The 21735-nt window shown below is 72.2% G+C and carries 21 protein-coding genes; 16 read left to right on the plus strand and 5 right to left on the minus strand.

Annotated features, from left to right (window positions below; genetic code table 11):
* Positions 1 to 3 precede the first annotated feature (3 nt).
* Together L2Z93_RS08070 and L2Z93_RS08075 are read right to left on the minus strand one after the other, a co-directional pair.
* Complete coding sequence (locus L2Z93_RS08070) at positions 4 to 888, minus strand: MerR family transcriptional regulator (RefSeq protein ID WP_099541345.1); 885 nt, start codon at positions 886 to 888, stop codon at positions 4 to 6.
* An 11-nt stretch (positions 889 to 899) separates the two neighbouring features.
* Positions 900 to 1340: an SRPBCC family protein gene (locus L2Z93_RS08075; protein WP_090589828.1), complete on the minus strand. Its 441-nt coding sequence runs from the start codon at positions 1338 to 1340 to the stop codon at positions 900 to 902.
* Between the two features lie 124 nt (positions 1341 to 1464).
* On the opposite strand from L2Z93_RS08075, the gene L2Z93_RS08080 reads away from it, so the two are divergent.
* The 5 genes from L2Z93_RS08080 to L2Z93_RS08100 are packed head-to-tail and all read left to right on the plus strand — an operon-like array spanning position 1465 to position 7091.
* The gene (locus L2Z93_RS08080; protein WP_090589832.1) at positions 1465 to 2736 is read left to right on the plus strand and encodes an NAD(P)/FAD-dependent oxidoreductase; all 1272 of its coding nucleotides are present in this window, start codon (positions 1465 to 1467) and stop codon (positions 2734 to 2736) included.
* Positions 2733 to 3488 carry a DUF1365 domain-containing protein gene (locus L2Z93_RS08085; RefSeq protein WP_202971897.1) on the plus strand — a complete coding sequence of 252 codons (756 nt, stop codon included), beginning with the start codon at positions 2733 to 2735 and terminating at the stop codon, positions 3486 to 3488. The genes L2Z93_RS08080 and L2Z93_RS08085 overlap by 4 nt, the downstream gene beginning before the upstream one ends.
* A complete protein-coding gene (locus L2Z93_RS08090) occupies positions 3485 to 4768 on the plus strand; it encodes an SAM-dependent methyltransferase (RefSeq protein WP_090589836.1) in 1284 nt (427 codons plus the stop codon). Before L2Z93_RS08085 ends, L2Z93_RS08090 begins: the two co-directional genes overlap by 4 nt.
* Positions 4753 to 6099: a cryptochrome/photolyase family protein gene (locus L2Z93_RS08095; protein WP_090589838.1), complete on the plus strand. Its 1347-nt coding sequence runs from the start codon at positions 4753 to 4755 to the stop codon at positions 6097 to 6099. The genes L2Z93_RS08090 and L2Z93_RS08095 overlap by 16 nt, the downstream gene beginning before the upstream one ends.
* Positions 6096 to 7091, plus strand: a complete 996-nt coding sequence (locus L2Z93_RS08100; protein ID WP_090589842.1) for an SDR family NAD(P)-dependent oxidoreductase — start codon at positions 6096 to 6098, stop codon at positions 7089 to 7091. The genes L2Z93_RS08095 and L2Z93_RS08100 overlap by 4 nt, the downstream gene beginning before the upstream one ends.
* A 34-nt stretch (positions 7092 to 7125) precedes the next feature.
* Here the strand turns inward: L2Z93_RS08100 and L2Z93_RS08105 are convergent, their stop codons facing one another.
* From L2Z93_RS08105 to L2Z93_RS08115, 3 genes are read right to left on the minus strand one after another with little or no spacing between them, the layout of a single operon-like run.
* Complete coding sequence (locus tag L2Z93_RS08105; RefSeq protein ID WP_090589845.1) at positions 7126 to 7416, minus strand: YiaA/YiaB family inner membrane protein; 291 nt, start codon at positions 7414 to 7416, stop codon at positions 7126 to 7128.
* 35 nt (positions 7417 to 7451) lie between these two features.
* Positions 7452 to 8912 carry a precorrin-2 C(20)-methyltransferase gene (locus tag L2Z93_RS08110; protein WP_090589848.1) on the minus strand — a complete coding sequence of 487 codons (1461 nt, stop codon included), beginning with the start codon at positions 8910 to 8912 and terminating at the stop codon, positions 7452 to 7454.
* Complete coding sequence (locus tag L2Z93_RS08115) at positions 8909 to 9547, minus strand: precorrin-8X methylmutase (protein ID WP_090589852.1); 639 nt, start codon at positions 9545 to 9547, stop codon at positions 8909 to 8911. The genes L2Z93_RS08110 and L2Z93_RS08115 overlap by 4 nt, the downstream gene beginning before the upstream one ends.
* Before the next feature lie 47 nt (positions 9548 to 9594).
* Between L2Z93_RS08115 and L2Z93_RS08120 the strand changes: the two genes are divergently transcribed.
* The 11 genes from L2Z93_RS08120 to eccA all read left to right on the plus strand — a co-directional run bounded on the left by L2Z93_RS08120 (position 9595) and on the right by eccA (position 21578).
* Entirely contained in the window at positions 9595 to 10809 is a 1215-nt protein-coding gene (locus L2Z93_RS08120) for an oxygenase MpaB family protein (protein ID WP_090589856.1), read from the plus strand.
* A gap of 139 nt (positions 10810 to 10948) precedes the next feature.
* Positions 10949 to 11272 carry a PE domain-containing protein gene (locus tag L2Z93_RS08125; protein WP_090589859.1) on the plus strand — a complete coding sequence of 108 codons (324 nt, stop codon included), beginning with the start codon at positions 10949 to 10951 and terminating at the stop codon, positions 11270 to 11272.
* Complete coding sequence (locus L2Z93_RS08130) at positions 11272 to 12459, plus strand: PPE domain-containing protein (RefSeq protein WP_090589862.1); 1188 nt, start codon at positions 11272 to 11274, stop codon at positions 12457 to 12459. The genes L2Z93_RS08125 and L2Z93_RS08130 overlap by 1 nt, the downstream gene beginning before the upstream one ends.
* A 143-nt stretch (positions 12460 to 12602) precedes the next feature.
* Complete coding sequence (locus L2Z93_RS08135) at positions 12603 to 12929, plus strand: hypothetical protein (protein WP_090589865.1); 327 nt, start codon at positions 12603 to 12605, stop codon at positions 12927 to 12929.
* 13 nt (positions 12930 to 12942) lie between these two features.
* Positions 12943 to 13230, plus strand: coding sequence for a WXG100 family type VII secretion target (locus tag L2Z93_RS08140; protein WP_090589869.1), 288 nt, complete (start codon positions 12943 to 12945; stop codon positions 13228 to 13230).
* A 30-nt stretch (positions 13231 to 13260) separates the two neighbouring features.
* Entirely contained in the window at positions 13261 to 14091 is an 831-nt protein-coding gene (locus L2Z93_RS08145; protein ID WP_090589875.1) for an ESX secretion-associated protein EspG, read from the plus strand.
* Between the two features lie 3 nt (positions 14092 to 14094).
* Entirely contained in the window at positions 14095 to 15102 is a 1008-nt protein-coding gene (locus tag L2Z93_RS08150; protein ID WP_090589879.1) for a MinD/ParA family ATP-binding protein, read from the plus strand.
* The gene (gene eccD, locus L2Z93_RS08155; RefSeq protein ID WP_090589883.1) at positions 15102 to 16616 is read left to right on the plus strand and encodes a type VII secretion integral membrane protein EccD; all 1515 of its coding nucleotides are present in this window, start codon (positions 15102 to 15104) and stop codon (positions 16614 to 16616) included. The genes L2Z93_RS08150 and eccD overlap by 1 nt, the downstream gene beginning before the upstream one ends.
* Entirely contained in the window at positions 16613 to 18274 is a 1662-nt protein-coding gene (locus L2Z93_RS08160) for a S8 family serine peptidase (RefSeq protein ID WP_193438910.1), read from the plus strand. The genes eccD and L2Z93_RS08160 overlap by 4 nt, the downstream gene beginning before the upstream one ends.
* Positions 18271 to 19803: a type VII secretion protein EccE gene (gene eccE, locus L2Z93_RS08165; RefSeq protein WP_090589890.1), complete on the plus strand. Its 1533-nt coding sequence runs from the start codon at positions 18271 to 18273 to the stop codon at positions 19801 to 19803. The genes L2Z93_RS08160 and eccE overlap by 4 nt, the downstream gene beginning before the upstream one ends.
* Positions 19804 to 19850: 47 nt before the next feature.
* A complete protein-coding gene (gene eccA / locus L2Z93_RS08170) occupies positions 19851 to 21578 on the plus strand; it encodes a type VII secretion AAA-ATPase EccA (RefSeq protein WP_090590005.1) in 1728 nt (575 codons plus the stop codon).
* The last annotated feature ends 157 nt before the right edge of the window (positions 21579 to 21735 follow it).

Here is a 21735-nt window from a genome sequence, read left to right on the forward strand (position 1 = left end):
AGGTTATCGCCGGTTGCCGGCGATGTGGGACGCCAGGCGCTCGGCGCCGTCGATGATGTCGTGGCCCAGGCGCACTGCGCTCTGGGGAGCATGTTCTTGCTGGGCGCCGCCGACCGCGACCACCAGATCCGGGCGACGGTCGCGCAGCGCGGTGATCACCGCGCCGGTGGGGACGATGTCGGCTTCGGTCGGGATGGCCAGCACCACGGCGGCCAGGCCGCGTTCGGCCACCACGCCGAGCCAGTCGTCGATCGGCAGGTCGGCGCCGAGGTAGTCGGTGTCCAGGCCGCGGCGCCGTGCGGCGACGGCGAAGGCCAGCAGTCCGAGCTCATGCCGGTTGTCCGGCGCCAGCCCAAGCGCGATGCGGGGCCCGTGGCCGTAGGCGGCGGCGGCTTCGTAGGCCACCGACAGCCTGCGCATCACCGCGTGCGAGATCAGGTGCTCGCCTGCGACGCTGATCCGGCCGTCGGCCCAGGCCTGTCCGAGCGCGCCCAACGCGGGCAGCAGCTGTGCGCGCGCCACCGTCTCGAAGCTGCCGAGGGCGAACATGTCGTCGAGCGCCACGGCGAGATCGGCGGCGTCCAGCGCCGCGCCGGCGTCGATCAGCCTGGCGGTGATGTCCCGGGCGTGCTCGGGATCGGTGCGCGCCGGCCTGGGCTGGGGGGCGACCTGCGCGCGCTCGAGCGCCTCCGCGGCTGCCATGCTGGCCGACCAGCCCTGGTCCACGAGTTCCTTCATGACGCGCAGGACGACGACGTCCTCGTCGCCGTAGACGCGGTATCCGCCCTCGGTCCGGTGCGGATTGATGACCCCGTACCGGCGCTCCCAAGCACGCAGCGTCGCGGCGGTGATCCCGACCTGACTCGCCGCGTGCTTGATGGTGTACATCGCGGCTGAGCCTACCGAGAGCCCAGCCGATTCAAGGTCCGCTGGAGCTGGTCGGCTCCAGCGTTTCCGAGCCGGGCGAACGCGGGGACGAACAGCGGCGCGGCCAACCGGGCCAGGCCCTTCAGGTCGAACCGCGCCTGGTACCTGACCGTGGCGCCGCCGCCCGCGGCCGGGGTGACGGTCATGGTGTCGTGGGCGATGACCGATTTGTTCTCGCCGCGCAGCACGACCCGGGTGTCGGGCTGGTACTCGCGCACCACGTAGCTGAGCTCGGTGCTGCGGCCGAGGAAGCGGGAGGTGTTCCGGTACACCGTCCCCACGCCGCCGTCACCGCTGACTCGTTCGGTGCGCTCGGTGCCCGGGTCCCACTGTTCGGTGGTGGTGAAATCCGCCAGGAAGGCGAAGGTTTCGGCCGGTGACGCGGGGCTCTGCACGGTCTTGTCGATTTGCATGACTACCTACCTTTGCTAACATTTGACAAACCTTGAACAAGGATTCTAGCTTGGATCGCAGCGGCAGACCAGAGGCGAGACCGCAGACGCACTCAGCTCCGCACCCGGCGACGAAGGAGCCCCGATGAACCCAGCGACGGCAGCCCACCGGCCCGCGATGGCCGTCATCGGCGGGGGCGTTTCGGGTCTCACCGCGGCGTACCTGCTCGCCCGCGACCACGACGTCACACTCTTCGAGGCGGACGGTCGTCTCGGCGGCCACGCCCACACCCACGACGTGGAATCCCGTACGGGCGGCACGCTGGCGGTCGACAGCGGCTTCATCGTGATGAACGAACGCACCTACCCCCACCTGCTGCGCCTGTTCGGCGAACTGGGCGTGCAGACCCGGCCCACCGAAATGAGCATGAGCATCAGCTGCGGCGGGTGCGGGCTGAGCTACGCCGGCGGCCGGGGGCTCGGCGGAATCCTGGCCCAGCCCACGCGGCTCGGCGACCCCCGCTTCCTCGGACTGCTGGCGCAGGTGCCGAAATTCCACCGCCGGGCTCGTCGGCTGCTCGCCACCGACAGCGACCTGACCTGGGGACAGTTCCTGGCCGACGGCCGGTTCGGCGACTACTTCATCCAGCACTTCGCCGTGCCGCTGGTGTCCTGCGTGTGGTCCTGCGGGGACTCCGACGCCGCGGACTACCCGGCGCGGCACCTCTTCACCTTCCTCGACCACCACGGCATGCTCCAGGTCACCGGGTCGCCCACCTGGCGCACGGTGGTCGGCGGCTCCCGGGCCTACGTCGAGAAGATCGCCGGGCAGCTGGACGACATCCGCCTCGACCAACCGGTGACCGCGCTCACCCGCGACGCCGACGGCGTCGAGGTGCGCGTCGGCGCCCACACCCAGCGCTTCGACGGCGTCGTGCTGGCCGTCCACGCCGACCAGGCGCTGGCGCTGCTCGCCGACGCGAGTCCGCAGGAGAAGTCCGACCTCGCCGCGATCGGCTACTCCCGCAACGAAACCTGGCTGCACCACGACCCCGCCCTGCTGCCCGAGGCGCCCCGGGCGCGAGCGTCGTGGAACTACCGCCTCGCGTCGTGTCGCGGCGGCGCGGACAAGGTGACGGTCAGCTACTGGATGAACCGGCTGCAGGGGCTGCAGGACACCCGCGACCACCTGGTGACGCTCAACGCCACCGAGCGCGTCGACCCCGCCACGGTGCAGGCTCGGATGACCTACCAGCACCCGGTGTTCAGCACGGCCGCGGTGGCTGCCGCGCAGCGGCTGCGCACCGCGGGCGGCCCGCGGCTGGCGTTCGCCGGCGCCCACCTCGGCTGGGGCTTCCACGAGGACGGCTGCCGATCCGGCGCGCAGGCGGCGGCGTCGTTCGGGGCGCCCTGGTGAGCGGCGCGGCGCGCGTCCCCGACCTGCCGGCCCTGGTCGTCGGCCAGGTCAGCCATGTCCGTCGGGCGCCGGTGCGCCACGCATTCCGGCACCGCAGCTACCAGTGGCTCGTCGACGTCGACGCGTTGCCCCGGCTCCCGCTCTGGCTGCGCCCGCTGGCGGCGTTCCGGGCCGAGGACCACCTCGACGGCGGCGCCTCCGGCGCCGGAATTCGGGGCGACCTCACCGCATTCCTCGCCTGCCACGGTGTCCCGGTCGAACCGAGCGACCGGGTTGTGATGCTGGCGCATGCCCGGGTGCTCGGCCACGTGTTCGATCCGCTCACCGTCTTCTGGGTCCTGGCGCGTGACGGAGCCGTGCGCGCGGTCGTCTTCGAGGTGCACAACACCTACGGGGGCCGGCACGCCTACCTGCTCGACGTCGACGAGGACGGGCACGCCGACACCGACAAATCCTTCTACGTCTCACCGTTCAACGACGTCAGCGGCAGCTACCGAATCGGACTGCGGCTGGACGACGAACAGGTGAGCGTCACCGTCGGCCTCGACCGCGGCGGCCGGCGGGTGCTCACCGCCACCACTCGCGGCGCCCCGACCCCGGCTACCCGGCGCGCCCTGCTGCGCGTCAGCGCCACCCACCTGCTCATGCCACAGCGGGTCAGCGCGCTCATCCGCGCGCACGGCATCCTGCTGTGGCTGCGCCGACTGCCCGTCGTCCCGCGTCCCACCCCGGCGAAGGAGTTCAGCAGATGACAGCCTCACCCCTGGCCGCCCCGGTGCTGCGGCCGCTCGCCGCCGCGCCGCCGCGCGCCCGGATGCGGACCGCCGCGGCCAAAGCGGTCTTCGGTTTGGCGATCCGGCCGGTCGCGGTGGACGTCGTGATGCCCGACGGCGCCCTGTTCAACGGCGGGCCCGGGACCGGTGGCCCGGACCGCCCGCGAATCCTGCTGCACCGCCCCGAGTCGTTCTTCCGCCGGGTCGCGGAGAACCCGAAGATCGGCATCGGGGAGGGTTACACGGCCGGCGACTGGTCGGTGGCGCCGGGCTGCGACCTGGCCGACGCGCTCGCGCCGTACGCCCAGCGGCTCGGCCGGTTGCTGCCGGACTGGCTGCTGCGGCTGCGCCGGCTGATCGACGAGCCGATTCCCGCCGACCAACTCGGCGCGTTGGAACACACCCAGGACAACATCGCCGCCCACTATGACCTGAGCAACGAAATGTTCGCGGCGTTCCTCGATCCCAGCCTCAGCTACAGTTCCGCGCTGTTCGACCGCAGCCGCCCGATGGCCGAACAGGATCTGCACCAGGCGCAACTGCGCAAGATCCACGCCGTGCTCGACCTGGCCGGTGTCGGCGCCGGCGACGAACTGCTGGAGATCGGGACCGGCTGGGGGGCGCTGGCGATCGAGGCGGCCCGCCGGGGCGCCCGCGTCACCACCGTCACGCTGTCCGTCGAGCAGGCCAAGCTGGCCCGAGAACGCATCGCCGCGGCCGGCCTGGCCGACCGGGTAGAGGTGGCGGTGCGCGACTACCGCGACGTCACGGGCAGCTTCGACGCCGTCGTCAGCGTGGAGATGATCGAAGCGGTGGGGGAGCGCTACTGGCCGGAATATTTCGGCGCGCTGTCGCGGCTGGTCCGGCCCGGCGGCGCGGTGGCGCTGCAGGCCATCCTGATGTCTCACCAGCGCTACCTGGCCACCCGGAACTCCTACGGGTGGGTGCAGAAACACATCTTCCCCGGCGGGCTGATCCCGTCCGCCAACGCCATCGCCGAGCACGCCGACCGGGCCGGGCTGAGGGTCACCGACACCCACCGGTTCGGCGCCGACTACGCCGAGACGCTGCGCCGCTGGCGGACGGCGTTTCTGGCCGCAGGCCCCGAGGTCGCGCCGGGGCCCGACGGCGAACAGTTCCGGCGGGCCTGGGAGTTCTACCTCGGCTACAGCGAGGCGGGCTTTCGCACCGGCTACCTCGACGTCGCGCACCTTCGGCTGGAGCGCGGGCGTCAGGAGGAGCCGTGCGCGCCACGGTGATGTGGTTCCGCCGGGACCTGCGACTCGGCGACCACCCGGCGCTGTGCGCGGCCGCGCAGGGCGCCCGGGTCACCCCGCTCTTCGTGGTCGACCCGAAGCTGGCCCGGCCCGGACCGCGCTGGGATCGGCTGCTGGACTCGTTGGCGGCGCTGCGCGAGCAGACCGGCGGACACCTCGTCGTCCGGACCGGGCGCCCCGCCGAGGTGGTGGCCGCCACCGCCGCCGAAACGGGCGCCGACGAGGTGCACATCACCGCCGAGACGACACCGTACGGCCGGAACCGGGACGCCGCGGTGCGTCGGCGGCTGGCGGCGGCGGGCATCGCGCTGGTCGAAACGGGCAGCCCCTACGCGATCACCCCGGGCCGGTTGCGCACCGCGGCGGGCGCCCCGTATCGCGTGTTCACCCCGTTCCTGCGGGCCTGGCAAGACCATCCGCGCCGGTCACCGGCCGGCGATCCGGACGTGCGCTGGGCGGCGGGGCTGGACTCCGAAGCGCTGCCGGAGCCGAGCCAGCAGGCCGGCGAGCGCGCGGCGCTGCGCCGCTGGCGGCAGTTCTGCGCCGAGGAGCTGCCCGGATACGCCGATGCCCGGGACCGGCCGGATCTGGACCGCACCAGCCGGCTGTCGACCGCGCTGAAGTACGGCGAGATCCATCCCAGGACACTGCTGGCCGACCTCGCCGGCCCGGCCGGGCGTCGCGCCGACGCCGCCGGCGCCGATGTGCGCAGGTTCGTCGACGAACTGGTCTGGCGTGAGTTCTACGCCGACGCGCTCTGGCACGACCCCGCGTCGGCCTGGCGCGACGCGGGCCCGCAGCTGCGCGGCATGCGATACGACGACGACCCGGCGGCGCTGGCGGCGTGGCGGGCGGGGGTCACCGGCTACCCGTTCATCGACGCCGGCATGCGCCAGCTGTTGGCGCAGCATTGGATGCACAACCGGGTGCGGATGGTCACCGCGAGCTTCCTGGTCAAGGACCTGCACCAGTGGTGGCCGGCCGGCGCCCGGCATTTCCTGGACCAGCTGTGCGACGGGGACCTGGCCTCCAACAGCCACGGCTGGCAGTGGGTGGCCGGCGCCGCCGCCCACGCGTCCCCCTACTTCCGGGTGTTCAACCCCGTCACCCAGGGACAGCGGTTCGACCCCGACGGCGACTACGTCCGCCGCTGGGTGCCCGAGCTGCGGCACCTGCCGGGCGCGGCGGTCCACGAGCCCTGGCGGCGCCCCGACGGCTACGCCGCCGGCTATCCCGAACGCATCGTCGACCACGCCGAGGAACGCCGAGAGGCGTTGGCCCGGCACGCGCAATCCAAGGAGGCACACCCATGACCGAATCCCGCGACCAGGGCCTGGACCGGCTGCTCGACCGTGCCGTGCTGCCCGGCTACTCCCGCCTCGGCTACGCGCTGCGTCGACGGCAGTGGCCAGACGATGATCCGCGCCCCGGCGCGCTGGCCGGCCGGACCGCGCTGGTCACCGGGGCGGGCAGTGGGCTGGGCGAGGCCGCCGCGGTGGGCTTGGCGCGGCTCGGCGCGCAGGTGCACCTGCTGGTGCGCTCGCCCGAACGAGCGTCGGCGTCGCTCGACCGGGTCGCGGAGGCGGCTCGTGTCGCGGGGCTGGGCGGGTACGCGCAGGCCCACCGGTGCGATGTGTCCGACCCGGAGATGACCGAGGAGTTCGCTGCGGCGTTCTGCGCCCGCGGTGACGGCGCCGCGGCCGTCGACATCCTCGTGCACAATGCCGGTGTGATGCCCGCCGAACGCACCGAATCTGTTGACGGACATGAACTTTCGGTGGCGACGCATGTGCTCGGACCGGTGCGGCTGACCGAACGGCTGCTGCCGGCGCTGCGCCGGTCACCGGCCGGCGCCCGGGTGATCTTCGTGACTTCGGGCGGGATGTACACCCAGGAGCTGCCGGTCGAGGACCCCGAGTTCCTCGGCGGGCGCTACCGCGGCGCGGTCGCCTACGCCCGATCCAAGCGGATGCAGGTGGAGCTCGCCCCGGTCCTGGCGCGGCGGTGGGCGCCGGATCGGGTGTCGGTGTACGCCACGCATCCCGGCTGGGCGGACACCCCCGGGATCGCCGCGGCGCTGCCCGGCTTTCGCACGCTGCTGCGGCCGCTGCTTCGCTCACCCGAGGAGGGTGCGGACACCGCGGTGTGGCTGGCGGCAACCGAGCCGGCCGTCGCGTCGGGATCCTTTTGGCACGACCGGCGCCAGCGGCCCACCAGTTACCTGTCCGGGACGCGGCCGGGCCCCGAGGACATCAGCTGGTTGACCCGCTGGACAACGCAGAACGCCGGCCTCGGCGACAATTGATTCGCGAGACCGGCGGTCTGGCAGTGGGCAGGACTCAGCCGACGCCCTTGAGCGGATTGTGGTCGACGTACATCTGCTCGAAGCGCGCCTCGTCGACGCGGTTGCGGATCAGCTGCGCCTCGTGCTGGTCGCGGATGACCTTGGCCAGATTGAAGCAGCTGGTCACCAGGAACAGCCCGCAGACGGCGAGGAAGCCGCGCTGCCAAACGGAGATCGGCAGGAAGGTGATGCCGATCGCCAGCGCGCCGAAGGACACCCCGAAGGCCAGCGCGGACTGCACGAAGTAGGCGTAGGTGGTGCGGAGCATGGGTTCAGGAGTTTTCATGTCGAGAATGCTGACCCGTGCCGGTCTGGGCAAAACTACTCAAAGCCGCCTGGATAGCGCCGCGGGGTGAAGACCCGGTCCCCGTCGCGGACCGTTTGCGAGGAGCCGATGATCAGCAGTGTCCGCATGTCCACCTCGGCGGGGTCCAAATCCCCGAGCGCCACTATCCGCACCCGTTCGCCGGGGCCGCCGACGTCGCGGCCCAGCACCACCGGGGTGGTCGGGGCGCGATGCTCCAGCAGCAGCTCGCGCATCGCGGCGACCTGCCAGGTGCGCGACTTGGAGGCCGGGTTGTAGATGGCCAGCACCAGGTCGGCGGCGGCGGCCGCGGAGACGCGGGCGGCGATGACATCCCACGGCTTGAGCCGGTCCGACAGCGAAATGACCGCGTAGTCGTGCCCGAGCGGCGCCCCGGCCCGGCTGGCGACCGCGTTGGCGGCGGTCATGGCAGGCAGCACGCGCACCGCGACCTGCGGCCAGTTCACCGCCTCCTCCAGCACCGCGGTGGCCATCGCGAAGATCCCCGGATCGCCGGAGGACACCACCGCAACCGAACGGCCTTGGGCGGCAAGGGAACACGCCAGCCGCGCGCGTTCGGGCTCATCGGTGTTGTCACTGGGGTGACGCTGCTGGCCGGCGGCCGCGGGCACCCGGTCCAGGTACGGCCGGTAGCCGATCAGGTCGGTCGCGGCGGCAAGCTCCGCGCGGGCCTGCGGGGTCAGCCAGGACGGGTCTCCGGGGCCCAGGCCCACCACGGTGACCCCGGGAGTCCGGGCGCGGGCGCCGCCGCCGGGCGCCACCACGATGGAGAAGTACGGCACCTTCTCGGCGTCGACGTTGGCGACCTCCTGCACCCGCTGCGACCCGGTGCTGGCGCGCTCCACGTACCGCGCCTGTTCCAGACGGCCCGAATCCGCAAGGGCCTGACGGACTTTCGAGAACGACCGGCCCAGTTTCATCACCACGGCGGCGTCCGAGTCGGCCAGCCGTCGGGCCAGTTCGGCGCCCGGCAGCGTGCCCGGCAGCACCGTGAGCACCTCCTCGCCGGTCACCAGCGGGGTGGACAGCGCCGCCGACGCCGCGCTGACCGAGGTCACCCCCGGCACGATCACGGCGTCAAAGCGCGCGGTCAGCCGGGCGTGCATGTGCATGTAGCTGCTGTAGAACAGCGGGTCGCCCTCGGCCAGCAGCGCCACGTCCCGGCCGGCCTCCAGGTGCGCGGCGATCCGCGCGGCCGCCTCGGCGTAGAAGTCCTCGATCGCGCCGTCGTATCCGCCGGGGTGCGCGGTGGCCTCGGTGGTCACCGGGTAGACCAGATGCTCCTCGATCTGGCCGTCGCGCAGGTACGGCTCGGCGATGCCGCGGGCGATCGAATTCCCGTGCCGCGCAGAGTGATACGCCACCACGTCGGCGCCTGAGATCACCCGGGCCGCTTTGATGGTGACCAGCTCCGGGTCGCCGGGGCCCAAGCCGACGCCGAACAGGGTGCCGGTCACGAGGTGGACTCGCTGGCACTCGCGATCGCGTTGACCGCGGCGGCGGCCATCGCGCTGCCGCCGCGGCGTCCGGTCACCACCAAATACGACATGCCGCGCGGGGAGTCCACAAGCTCCTGTTTGGACTGCGCGGAGCCGACGAATCCGACCGGCCCGCCGAGCACCGCGGCCGGCGTGCCGGCACTGGTGTCGTCGAGCAGCTCCAGCAGTCGGAACAGCGCCGTCGGCGCATTGCCTATCGCCAGCACCGCCCCGTCGAGGCGATCGGCGAACAGGTCGACCGCCGCCGCCGAGCGGGTGCTGCCCAGCTCCGCCGCGAGCGCCGGCGCGCGGGGATCGGCGACCAGGGAGACCACCTCGTTGTCGGCGGGCAGCCGCGAGCGGGTGATACCCGCGGCCACCATCGAGGAGTCGCACAGCACCGGCGCGCCGGCGGCCAGCGCGGCGTGTGCGCGGTCCACCACGTCGGGGGAGAAGGCGATGTGCTCGGGCAGATCGACCTGCCCGCAGGTGTGGATCATCCGGACCACCACGCGCGCGACGTCGTCGGGAAGCCCGGACAGGTTCGCCTCGGCGCGGATCGTCGCGAAGGACTGCCGATAGATCTCGTCGCCGTCGCGGATGTAATCGAGCACCCGGTTACCCTAAGCGGCAAGCGTCCGGCGGCACGAAGGAGTGCGGTATGCAGTTGACGGTCAGCCCCGCGCACCAGAAGCTGCGGGACCGGGTGCTGCGGGCCACCGGGTTCGACCTGCTGCCCAGCGACGACGTCGCCGCGGCTTTTCTGGCGGGTCAGTCCGCCGGTGATCCGGTCGCCGAGCGGTTCGTCGCGCAGACCTACCACGGTGAAATGGGGCCGGAGCGCGCCCGCGAGCTGCTGGATGAAGCCCTGCGCGTCGGCGTCGACCATGTGCCCGACGCCCCGGCCTCGATGCGGGACCTGTTCGCCGAGTTCGAGACCATCCCGGACTGGGTGGACCCGGAGCTGATCGAGGCCGGCGCGGCGGTGTGGCGGCGCTGGGGCTACAGCCTCGGCGCGGTCGGCAACGCCGGCACCATGGACACCTACACCGAGGGCTCCCTGGCCGTGCCGCTGTCGCTGTCGGGCGGCTACGCCGGCAAGAGCGCGCTGCACCGCTACCTGGAGACCACCCGCTGGTGGCTCGAGGTGTGCCGGCCCGGCGCGGTGCTCACCCCCGGGTCCCGGGCGCGCGAGGTGTCGCTGAAGGTCCGGGTCATGCACGTCTCGATCCGCGCCCGGGTCGCCGAGCATCCGGAGTGGGACGCGGCGGCGCACGGGCTGCCGATCAGCCAGTCCGAGATGATGCTGACATTGCTGGGCGGCAGCGTCGGCCCGGCGTTCGGGCTCTACTCGCTGGGGTTTCTTACGTCAGCGGCCGAGATGCGGGCGGTGCTGCACTTCAATCGCTACCTCGGGCACCTGGTCGGCTGTCGGGTCGACGAGATGTACCCGCAGACCGTCGCCGACGGGATCCGGCTGCTGTACTACTTCGACGCCACCCGCAAGCACGACTCCGGCGCGCTGGGCCCCGAGCTGGTGGAGGGTTTCGTGCCGTCGTTCGCGCCGGGGCCCGAGAGCCGCGGACTGAACCGGGCGCGGGCGAACCTGCACCTGCGACTGCAGGCCGGCTACACCCGGCTGTTCATGCTGCCGTGGAACCGCAAGCGCTACCGGCTGCCCAGCGGCATTCCCGGGGTGGCGGTGTTGGTCGGCCGGGCTCCGCTGATCGCCGCGGTGGAGGTGGCGCGGCGGATCTCGCCGGCGGTCGATCGGTGGTGGCAGCGGGGGTCGATGAATCGCTGGCGGCGTTGGCACGCCTGGCATCTGGGTCAGGGGGAGGAGCGCTTCGACGCGTCAAAGGCGTTGCGGCGCTAGACCTTTACTGGACAATGACGGTTGTCTGAAAGTATTTCTCTACGCAAGGGTCTCTTCCGCTCGGCCTGATCCGGGCCTATGCTGCAACGACGCGGCACGGTCCCGCGACCGCGGTTTCCTTCAGGGGGAGGAAAACCCCATGGGCGAACCACTTCTTAATGTCACACCCGCGCGGGTCGGATTGTCGGCGGCCACCGAAGCGGCCATCACCTCCGAACTCGGCGCGCTGATCGCCGGCGGCGCCGCGACGCTGACCACCGTCACCCCGATGGGCGCCGATCCCACCTCGTTGGCGTTCGCCGCCGCGGCCAACGCGTCCGGCGTCGCCTATATCGCGGCCGCAGCCGAGCACACCGCCCAACGCGGATTATTCTCCGGCGCACAGGGTTTGGCGGGGACGACCTTCGAGACCACCGAGGGGCTGCGCCGATTGGCCACCACACTGGGATCGGTCATCGGCTGATGACCGACTTCTGGGCGGTCCGCCCACCGGAAGTCAACGACCTCGCGCTTCGCGGCGGGACCGGGATCGCGACCACCTCCATGGCGGCCCTGACCTACGTCATGGAGATCGCCGGGGTGGAGGCCGCGGCCGGCGTGTCGCTGAACAACGCGGCCACGCTGGCGCCGGAGTTCGTCGGTCTGGCCGGGGCCGGGTCGATGGCCACGGGAACGATGCTCAACACCACCCTCGAACTGCTCGGCGGGTGGCTGATCGCGAAACCGCCGGTGTTCGCCACCGCGATCAACGCCTATCTCACGGCCACCTCGACGATGATCCCGGCGCCGGTCTGCGTGGAGAACCGAACCGAGTGGGAAGCCTTGTGCGCGGCCAATATTCCGGCGCTCGGGATGCTGACGCCACGAATCATCGAGAAGGATCTGGAGTACTTCGGCGGTATGTGGCCGAACAACGCCGGCGTCGGGACGAGCTACTCGGCCGCACTGATGACCCTCATCCCGGCATTGTCGATCCCGCCGCCGATCACCGGGATGGGCGCGTCGCCGGCGGCCCCCGCGGAGGCCGGCGCAGCCGTCGCCGAAGCGACCGCGAGCGGCGCGGTGGGTGAGGCGCTGCAGGCCGGCCACGCCGCGGCGAACCTGACAACCGCTGGGTCGTCGTCGGGGTCGATGAGTGACGTCATGTCGCAGGTCACCGGCGCGGTGCAGCAGGCCGGTGAGGCCGGCACGCAACTCGGACAGTCCCTCTTCGGACTCCCGACGCAGCTGCCGCAGGCCGGAATCGGTCTGCTGCAGGCATTCCCGGGTCTCTTCGGCAGTCTGGGAAAGTCCGACGACAGCGTCGCCCCGGAACTGAGCGCCGCCGTCCTGGCCGACGGTCCGAGACCGTCGGCGCCGGCGCCGGCAGTAGCCGGGCTGGGGCCGACCGCGGGATACTCACCGACGCCCGGGGCGGCCACCGGGCTGTCCAGTTACACCCGGCCCACCAGCGGCTTCGCCCCGGACCCCGGCGGCAGGCCGACGGGGCTGCGTTCGGCCGGCGCCCTGACGGCCACCGAGGCGCGGGCCCCGGTCACCGGCGGAGCGCCGGTCGCCCCCGGAATGCTGGCCCGGTCGCCGGGCAGCGCGGGCGTCACCGAGGTCGCTCGTGTGCGCGTGGTCGCCGAACCGCGGAACTCCCGGAACTGAGACGGGGGAATCTATGGCGGACGTTTCCTGACCTGCGGCCTGTGGATGGCTCACCCAGGGTGAAGTGACAACCATCGGCAGCTGCCCGACACTGACCTTCATCCCCGCGCGGGAAAGCGAAAAGCACAGGAGAACAACACAAAATGACCACCTTTGATGTGCCACCCGAACAACTCCGGGCCGCCCGCGACGCGATCATGGGCGCACTGGAGAACGCCGGCGCGGTCGCCGGCCAGTACCTGTCCACCCACCAGAACATCGCCACGCCCGGGGTGTTCCAAGGGCTCACCTCCACGTCGTCGACGAACACCGCGATGATCGTCGAATCCGACCTGCAACGCGCGCTGCGTCACGGGCTGTTCCTGGCCGGCGCGCTCGGCAAGTCCGCCACGTACGTGGAAGCCAACGAATCTGATTCCGCCGCGAAGGTCCGGGAAGTGCTCAACGGCCCCGACCCCTCGCTCATGTAGCCAAGGACCACCCATGGACAAGATCACGTACGCCCTGCCGACCATCGTCGACGCCGCCGACCAGACCGTGCATCACGGCGCGGGCCTGCTGGAGATCATCGGCGACGTCGAACGCAAGACCAACGCCCTGATCGCCGACTTCCAAGGCATCGGCGCGGATGGGTTCTTCCTGCACCAGCAACAACTGCTGACCGCGCTCAAACATCTGGCCGACACCGTCGGGCGGCACGGCAACGCCGTCCACACCGTGTGCGACAGCGCCACCGTCACCGACAACACCATCGCCACTTTCTTCTGCTGACCAGCCTCGACGGACCTGCGCGGGTGGATCATGCTCACCACCACGATCGACGGACTGTGGGTGCTGCAAGTGCTCACCGGCGTCGAAGTGCTGGCCCCGGAGCTGGGGTTGCGCCCGCACCTGCCGCGGGTGGAGTCCCGGGAGTCGGCCCTGGCGATGCCGATCGCCACCGAACTCGCCGAGGCCGGAGCGATCGATCCCGACGGTCGGGTCGACGACCCGGTGGCCGAATGGCTGACGGTGCTGGCCCGCCGCGACATCGGACTCGTCGCGGACCTGCGAACGCCAGAGGCGGCGACGCCGACGCGGGTGCTGCTGGCGCGGTTCGCGCGTTGGTGGGCGGTGTGCGAGCGGGTGGACGACCTGATCCGGATCGGCCCGGCCGGAACCTCGACGGCCGAGGCGTCGGCGACCGCCGTCATCGGCGCGCAGATCGAACGGCTCTGCGGCACGGCCGAACCCGCCGCCATGCGCCCGGCGACCATCGACGGCGCAGTGTTGGCGACAGTCCGCGGCACCGGTGAGCTGCGCAGCCTGCTGGATCGCTGCCGCCTCGACGGCGACCAGCTGCGCCTATTGATGCTGGCCGCCGATCCGGTCCGTTCGGCGCGCGCGTCGCTGGTGGCCGTGCAGAGCGGCGCCGTGGCGCAGCGGCCCACCGGCGCCGTCGTCGACGGCGGCGCGGTCACGGTGATCGACACCCCCGAAGGCAGGCTGCTCGCCGAAACCGTCCGCCGTGACGACCGACCCTGGCTCATTATGAGCCCCGGCGGTCCGGCGGCCGTCGTCTCCGCGATCCGCGCCATGCTGCGCCGGCTGCCCACCGAGGCCGACTGGCCGCTCTATCGAAAGGTGGTGTGAAAGATGAACAATCGCCGACAGGACACGCTGGCCCCCACGGACCCGGACACCGCGGCTCGAACCGAATCAGGCGAATCGGTGTCCGGATCGGTGCGGATCTCGGACATGGTGGCGCCGCGAAAGATCCCGCCGGGCGCGGGCTGGCGGCGCGTCGTGCACGCCGGCACATTCCACGCTTTCAATCCGGGGGAGTCCCGCGCGGAACGCCACCATCGGGAGCTCTGCGACCGGATCCGGCGCCATATCCGACGCCAGTACGTGATCGCGGTGGTGTCCGGCAAGGGTGGGGTGGGCAAGACGACGATCACCGCCGCGATCGGCGCGGTGTTCCGCGAGGTGCGCCCGGAGAACATCGTCGCCGTCGACGCTGTTCCGGGTTTCGGCACGCTGGCGGGCCGGATCGACGAGAACCCGCCCGGTGACTATGACGCGGTGTTGGGCGACACCGATGTGCAGGGTTACGCAGACATCCGAGAACACCTGGGGCAGAACGCTATCGGACTGGATGTGCTCGCCGGAAACCGGTCCTCGGACCAGTCCAGACCGTTGACCCCGGAGATGTTCGCCGGGGTGCTGGCCCGGCTGCGCCGCACGCACACCGTCATCCTCATCGACACCGCAGACGATCTCGAACACCCGGTGATGGGCGCGGTGCTCGACGCCGCCGACACCGTCGTGTTCGTCTCCGGACTGACTCCGGACAACTCGTTGCCGGTGACCCGATCCATCGACCTGATGCGTTCGTTCGGTCGCCACGATCTGGTCTCCCGCAGCATGGTGATCCTCAACGACAGCCGCGATCGCTACGACCGGGCCGCGCGCAACTATCTCACCGAACGGTTCACCCAGTGCGGGGCGATCGTCGAGTTCCTGCCCTATGACCCGCATCTGGGCAAGGGCGGCATCCTGGATATCGCGAACGAGGCGAACAAGACGACCCGGCTTCGGCTGGCCGAGATCACCGCCGACCTGGCGGACAAGTACACCCCGGACGCCGAACGGCCGTTGTGATGACTGCGACCGACGTCGCCTCCGCGGACCCGCCGGCGGTGTCGTTCCCGGCGCGCTGCCTGGTGGCGGTGATCTGCGGTGACCAGCTCGTCTCCCAGGTCTACCCGGCGTCGGTGCCGGTCGAGGCCTTCCTCGATGACATCGTCGAACTGCTCGACGAGGAGCTCAAACGTCGTGGCCGCGCGGGCCTGGACACCGGCATCGGATATGAGCTGTTGCGCGCCAACGGAACCCGGCTCGATATCGGCCGGACCTTGGACGAACTGGGTGTCGAAGACGGCGCCACCCTGGTGTTCGGTCCCGCCGCCGAGGGCGAGGGGTTCGAGCCGCAGTGCGAATCGCTGTCCACCGGACTGGCTCAGGTCGGACGCCGCCTGTTCCCGCCGATGACACCGCGGACCGTCGCGCACACCGCGATGGCGGTGCTCGCTGCGGTGTGCGCCACCCTGCTGGCCGGATCGCTGCGCACCCGGTTGGCCGACGACGGCGCGGCCGCCGCCGTGGTGACGGGCACGGCCGGGCTGCTGGCGACCGGCGCGGCGGCCGCGGTGTGGCGCTGGTGGCCACGCCGCGACGACCTGCTGTGCGGATTCGGCTGGCTCGCGGCGCCGCAGCTGGCCGCGGCGTGCGCGGCGGCCGCCCCCGGTGACCTGGGCGCCCCGCACGCGTTCGTCGCCGCGGTGGCCGCGGCGGTGGCGGTGGTCGCGCTGACGAGGGTGACGGGCCGGGAGATGCCGGTGGCCGCCGCTGTGGTCACGCTGTGCGCGTTGGCCGGCGCGCTGGCGGCTGCCCGGATGTGGCGTCCGGTGCCGGCGCAATGGCTGGCGATGTGCGCGCTGCTCGCGCTGCTGGTGCTGCTGACGATCGCGCCGAATATCGCGCTGCGCGCAGCCCGCATCCGGCCGCCGCACTTCGGGTCGATCACCGGTCGCGACCTGTTCCACCGGGCCGACGGCATGCCGGTGGACGCGGTGGCTCCGGTGGACCCGGACGGCGCCGCCGGTGATGACGGGGCCGACCCGACACCGCGCGGCGACCAGGTCGCCGCCGCGGCCGTCCGGGCCAACGGGCTGCTCACCGGGCTGTGCGCCGCGGCCGGAGTCGCGCTGCCGCCGGCGGTGTGGGTGACCCTGGATCCCGGCGCGCCCAAGGCGACCGGAGCGGCCGTCCTGGCCGGGCTGATGGCGCTGATCTTCCTGATCCGGTCCCGCAACTTCGCCGACCGTCGCCAGAGCGTCGCGCTGATCCTCGGTGGCTGCGTCGCGGTGTGCGCCGGGGTGACCCGCTATCTGCTCGGCGCGCCGGCCGGCGACGGGTCGGCGCTGCTGCTGGCCGCGGCGGTGCTGCTGGGCTTCGGATCCTTGACGCTGGTCGCGGCGCTGCTGGTGCCGCCCACCCGGTTCACCCCGCTGGTCCGGATGTGCGCCGAATGGCTGGAGCTGCTGGCCATCATCGCGGTGTTGCCGTTGGCGGCCTGGGTCGGCGGGCTATTCACCTGGGTGCGGATGCGATGACCGGATCAGCGAGGCGGTGGCTGCGGGCCGGGCTGGCGGCGCTGCTGGTGGCGGCTCCGATTCCAGTGAACAGCCCGGTGGCGCAGGGGATTCCACCGCCGAGTGTGGACCCCTCCGCGGTCCCGGCGGCGGGCGAGCCGGGACCGGACGAGCCGATGCGGCAGTCCAATCGGTGCGCGCAACCGATCACCGTCTCCGATCCCGACGTCGGCGTCACCGCGCCCGGGTTCGCCATGCTCAATATCGCCACGGCCTGGGAGCACTCCACCGGACATGGCGTTCCGGTCGCCGTCATCGACACCGGGGTCAACCCCAGCCCGCGCCTGCCGGTGGTGCCCGGCGGCGACTACGTCGACGGCGGGGACGGCCTGTCGGACTGCGACTCGCACGGCAGCATCATCGCCTCGATCATCGCCGCCGCGCCGCAGGGCATGCCGATGCCCCCGCCGATGCCGGCCGCGGCGGCCTTCCCGGCGCCGGATGGTCAGCCCGTCACCGGGGCTGAACCGCCACCCGCGGACCGTCCGCCGCCACCGACTCCGAAACCACCACCGGCGCCGGTGACCATCATCAAGACCGAGATCATGCCCGCGCCCGCCGTCGCGCCGCCGGACCCCGGCTCGCCGCCGGACGCCCCGGCCAACGCGCCCGGCGACGCCGACCCGGGAGAGCCGGAGATCCCGGCCGTGCCGGCCCCGGAGCCGGGCGCCGCCGACGGCGTGGCCGGGGTGGCGCCGCACGCCGTGCTGATTTCGGTGCGGCAAACCTCACGGGCGTTCACCCCGGTCGAACCCGGCGCCGGGGAGACGGATCTGCTGCGCAAGGCCGGGACGCTGGCCACCCTGGCCCGCGCCGTGGTGCGCGCGGCCGACCTGGGCGCCAAGGTCATCAACCTCAGCGTCACCTCCTGCATGCCGTCGGCGGATCCGCTGGACCAACGGGCACTCGGCGCGGCGCTCTGGTACGCCGCCACCGTCAAGGACGCGGTGGTGGTGGCCGCCGCCGGAAACGAAGGGGAGGACGGCTGCGCGCAGAACCCGCCCGCCGACCCCACCGCGATCGCAGACCCCCGTGGCTGGAACGGGGTGAAGACGGTGTCGTCACCGTCCTGGTTCTCCGACTATGTGCTGTCGGTCGCCGCCGTCGACAACACCGGCGCGCCGCTGGCGGCCAGCCTGTCCGGTCCATGGGTGTCGGTGGCCGCGCCCGGGGTGGGCGTGATGGGGTTGTCGCCGTTCACCGGCGGCCCGGTCAACGCGCTGCCACCGAGCCGCACCGGCGAACGCAATATGCCGTTCTGGGGCACCAGCTTCGCCGCCGCCTTCGTGACCGGCGTGGCGGCCCTGGTGCGCGCCAAGTACCCCGAACTCAGCGCCCACCAGGTGATCAACCGGATCCTGCAGACCGCCCATAATCCGCCCCGCGGTGTGGACAATCAGGTCGGCTACGGCGTCGTCGACCCGGTCGCCGCGCTCACCTTCGACGTGCCGCCCGGACCGCGTGCGGCGCCCGGTTCCCAGACCAGGGTCATCGCCGCACCGGCGCCGCCGCAGCCCGCGGATCGCAGGGCGCACCGTTTCGCGCTGTCCTTCGCGGCGGTGGTCGCCGCCGCGGCGTTGGCGCTGGCTCTGGCCGGACGCGCCCGGCGGTCCCGATGAGCGCGACCGCCCGGCTGATTGCGGTGGCCATCGTGTTCGCCACCGCGCTGGGCGGCTGGGCGGTGGCCGGGTTCTGGGGGGCCGTGGCGGGGGTGGCGCTCGGCGCGTCTCTGACCGTCATCCCGTGGCGTGGTCAGCGGCCGTGGGTCTGGCTGCGGCTGTTCCACCGGCGCCGCCACGCCCCACCCCGACCCGAGCCCGCGACGCTGGCCGGGGACCGGACCGGCGGCGGCGTCCAGTTCACCGCGAACACCGCGGTGACGGCGATCCAGGTGCTCGGCCGAGCGCACCGCCCGACGCTGTTCACCGGATCCCGGTCGACGGTCACCGACGACACCCTCGACGTCGCCGCGCTGCTGCCGTTGCTCGACCATCCGCTCGGGCTGCGGTTGGAGTCGTTGAGCGTGCTGACCATCGGGGCTCGCCGACGGGCGGCCGGTGACTACCCGCGGGTGTACGACACGCTGATCGGCACCCCGCCGTACGCCGGCGCCCGGGAAACCTGGCTGATCCTGCGACTGGCCGCGCTCGACAACGCCGACGCGCTGCGGTGGCGGGTGTCCGCGGGCGTCGCGGCTCTGGCTGCCGCACAACGGATCTGCGGCGCGCTGGCGCGCGGCGGCATCCGGTCCCGGGTGGCCGGGGCCACCCAGTTGGCCGAACTCGACCACCGGTTCGGTGGCCCGGTGCGCCAACGACGCTGGCGCACGGTGGCCGCCACATCGGGGTGGCTGACCAGCTACGGCTACCCGCCGGAAGCGCTCACCGCCGACAACCTCGGGCAGGCCTGGACGCTGCGCGCCGACGGCGTCGCCCAGCACCTCACCGTGTACCCCGACGCGACGATGACGGGGACCGTCACGGTGCTCACCAACCAACCACCGACGGCGCCGCCGAGTGTGCTGCTGACCTCGTTGCCAGGAGAACAGGGCGCCGCGCTGGCGGCGGCCGCGCCGGGGCCCACGGTGCGACTACGCGGGCTGCGGGCCGCGGCGGCGCCGCCCACGCTGCCGATCCCGGTCGGACCGTCCGGGGTGCTGATCGGGCGCGCCGGGGCCGGCAACCGGCTGGCGTTCCCGCTCACCGACCCGGGCCAGCCCACCCGGGTGTGGCTGGCCGCCGAAGACGTCCTGGCCAAGCGACTGCTGATCCGCGCGGCCGCGGCCGGCGAGCAGATCACCGTGCACAGCGCGGACACCGGCCGGTGGGCCGGCTTGCGGATGCCGGGCATCACGGTGACCGCGCAGGCCCGCCCCGCGCCGGGGACCACCATCAGCGTCGTCGACGGGCCGCTGGACCCCGCGCCTCGGCCGGCCACGGTGATCACCATCGCGACGGCGGGCGTCGACGCCGACGGCGCCCACGACGTCACGATCACCCAGACCGGTCCCGCCACCGTGGAGATCGTCGCCGCCGGCATCCGGACCTCGGCCGAGATCGAACTGTTCCGGGTGGAGAACCGGCTCCTGCGCGCCGATCACAGTGTTGCAGAACAGGTGTCACCGATTCGAGACGCGGTCCGGCAGTGAGCGCCACCGCGTCGACCGTCACCGCCCGCCGGCCCTTCGACCGGGGGATGGAACTGCTGGAGCGCGACCCCGAGGCCGCCCTGCGCTGCTTCGCCGAAGCCACCGGACGCGACCCCGCGATGGCCGACGCCTGGCTGGGCCGGATCGCCTGCGGCGACGATGGCCTGGCCACCCTCACCGGTCTGCACGCGTGCTGTGATCGGCTGCACCGGGAGACCAACCGAATCGGTGTCGGATTGTCCGCGCAGGTCAAAGCCGGGCCCTATCTGGCGATCACCGTCACCGAGGCCTCACACGCGGGGATCGCGCTGGCCGGAGCGTGGGTGGACGACGGCCAGTTCGACCGCGCCGCCACGCTGCTGGAGTCCTCGGCGCTGCTGGACTGCTGGGAGAACCACCAGTGGCGCCAGCACGTCCGGGCTTACCTGATGTTCGCCACCGCGCGCTGGCCCGACGTGATCGCCGAGGCCGGCCGGGTGCTGCCGGCCCGCGCGGTCATCATGTCCGCGGTCACCGCGGCCACCAATACGCTGGCCGCACACGCCTCGGCACACCTCGGGCAGGCCAGGGTGGCGCTGGACTGGGCCGACCGGGTTGTCGTCGACGGGACCGAATTCCCTTTGATCACTGCGGATCTGGCGTACCTGCGGGGCATGGCGCACCGCCAGCTCGGAGACCAGCCCGCCGCCCAGATCGCGCTGTCGAAGGCCACGGTCAACGGCGCGCTGCTGCCGGCGGCCCGGGACGCGCTGGCCGACCCGGAGCTGCGCCTGGTGGTGACCGATGACGCCGCCATCGACAGTCGCACCGATCCGTGGGACGCCGGCACCGAGGTGTCTTCGGCGCAGCGGCAGGCCGAAGCCGAGGACTCCAGCCGCGCCGAGTTGCTCGCCGACGGCCGCGCGCTGCTGGACAACCAGGTGGGGCTGGCCGAGGTGAAGGCCGCGGTCGCCGAACTCGAAGACCAGATCGAGGTGCGATCGCTGCGCTTGGCGCACGGCCTGCCGGTGGTGAACCAGACCAATCACATGCTGTTGGTCGGCCCGCCCGGAACGGGCAAGACCACCACCGCGGAGGCGCTCGGCAAGATCTACGCCGGACTCGGCATCGTCGCCCATCCGGAGATCGTGGAGGTCAAGCGGTCCGACTTCTGCGGCGAACACATCGGCGCGTCGGGCCCGAAAACCAATGAGCTGATCGCCCGGTCGCTGGGCCGGATCCTGTTCATGGACGAGTTCTATTCGCTGGTCGAACGCCATCACGACGGCCGGCCCGACATGATCGGGATGGAGGCGGTCAACCAGCTGCTGGTGGCGTTGGAGACCCACCGGTTCGACTTCTGCTTCATCGGCGCCGGCTACGAGCGGGAGGTCGACGAGTTCCTCACCGTCAACCCGGGCCTGGCGGGCCGGTTCAACCGGAAGTTGCGGTTCGCCACCTACCGCCCCGACGAACTGGTCGAGATCGCGGTCCGCTACGGCGCGCCACGAGCCACCGTGCTCGACGCGCCCGCCCGCGCGGCCCTGCTGGCCGCCTGCGCCGCGCTGGAGGACTACCGGGCGCCCGACGGCGGACACGGCATCGACGTCATGCAGAACGGGCGATTCGCCCGCAACGTGCTGGAGCGCGCCGAGCGGCTGCGGGACTCCCGGGTGGCCGCCGCGCACCGCCGCGACCGCGGGTCGGTCACCGTCGAGGACCTGCAGACGGTGACCGCCGCCGACGTGGGCGCCGCGGTGCGGGAGGCGTGCGCGGAGAAACACCTGGCGTTATAGACCCAGATTGGCGTGCCGGGTGTGGCGTGCCTTAAAGTTTTATCGACGATTTTCGTGACCCAGCCAACGGGCCGCCGTCCAGCGCTGCATGGCGGATCCGGGGATAACGAACTTGTGAGGGGCCAGCCCGCCCCGCACAGCGTGCGGCGTGTAGTTG

This window comes from Mycolicibacterium brumae (assembly GCF_025215495.1).
Taxonomy (GTDB): Bacteria; Actinomycetota; Actinomycetes; order Mycobacteriales; family Mycobacteriaceae; genus Mycobacterium; species Mycobacterium brumae.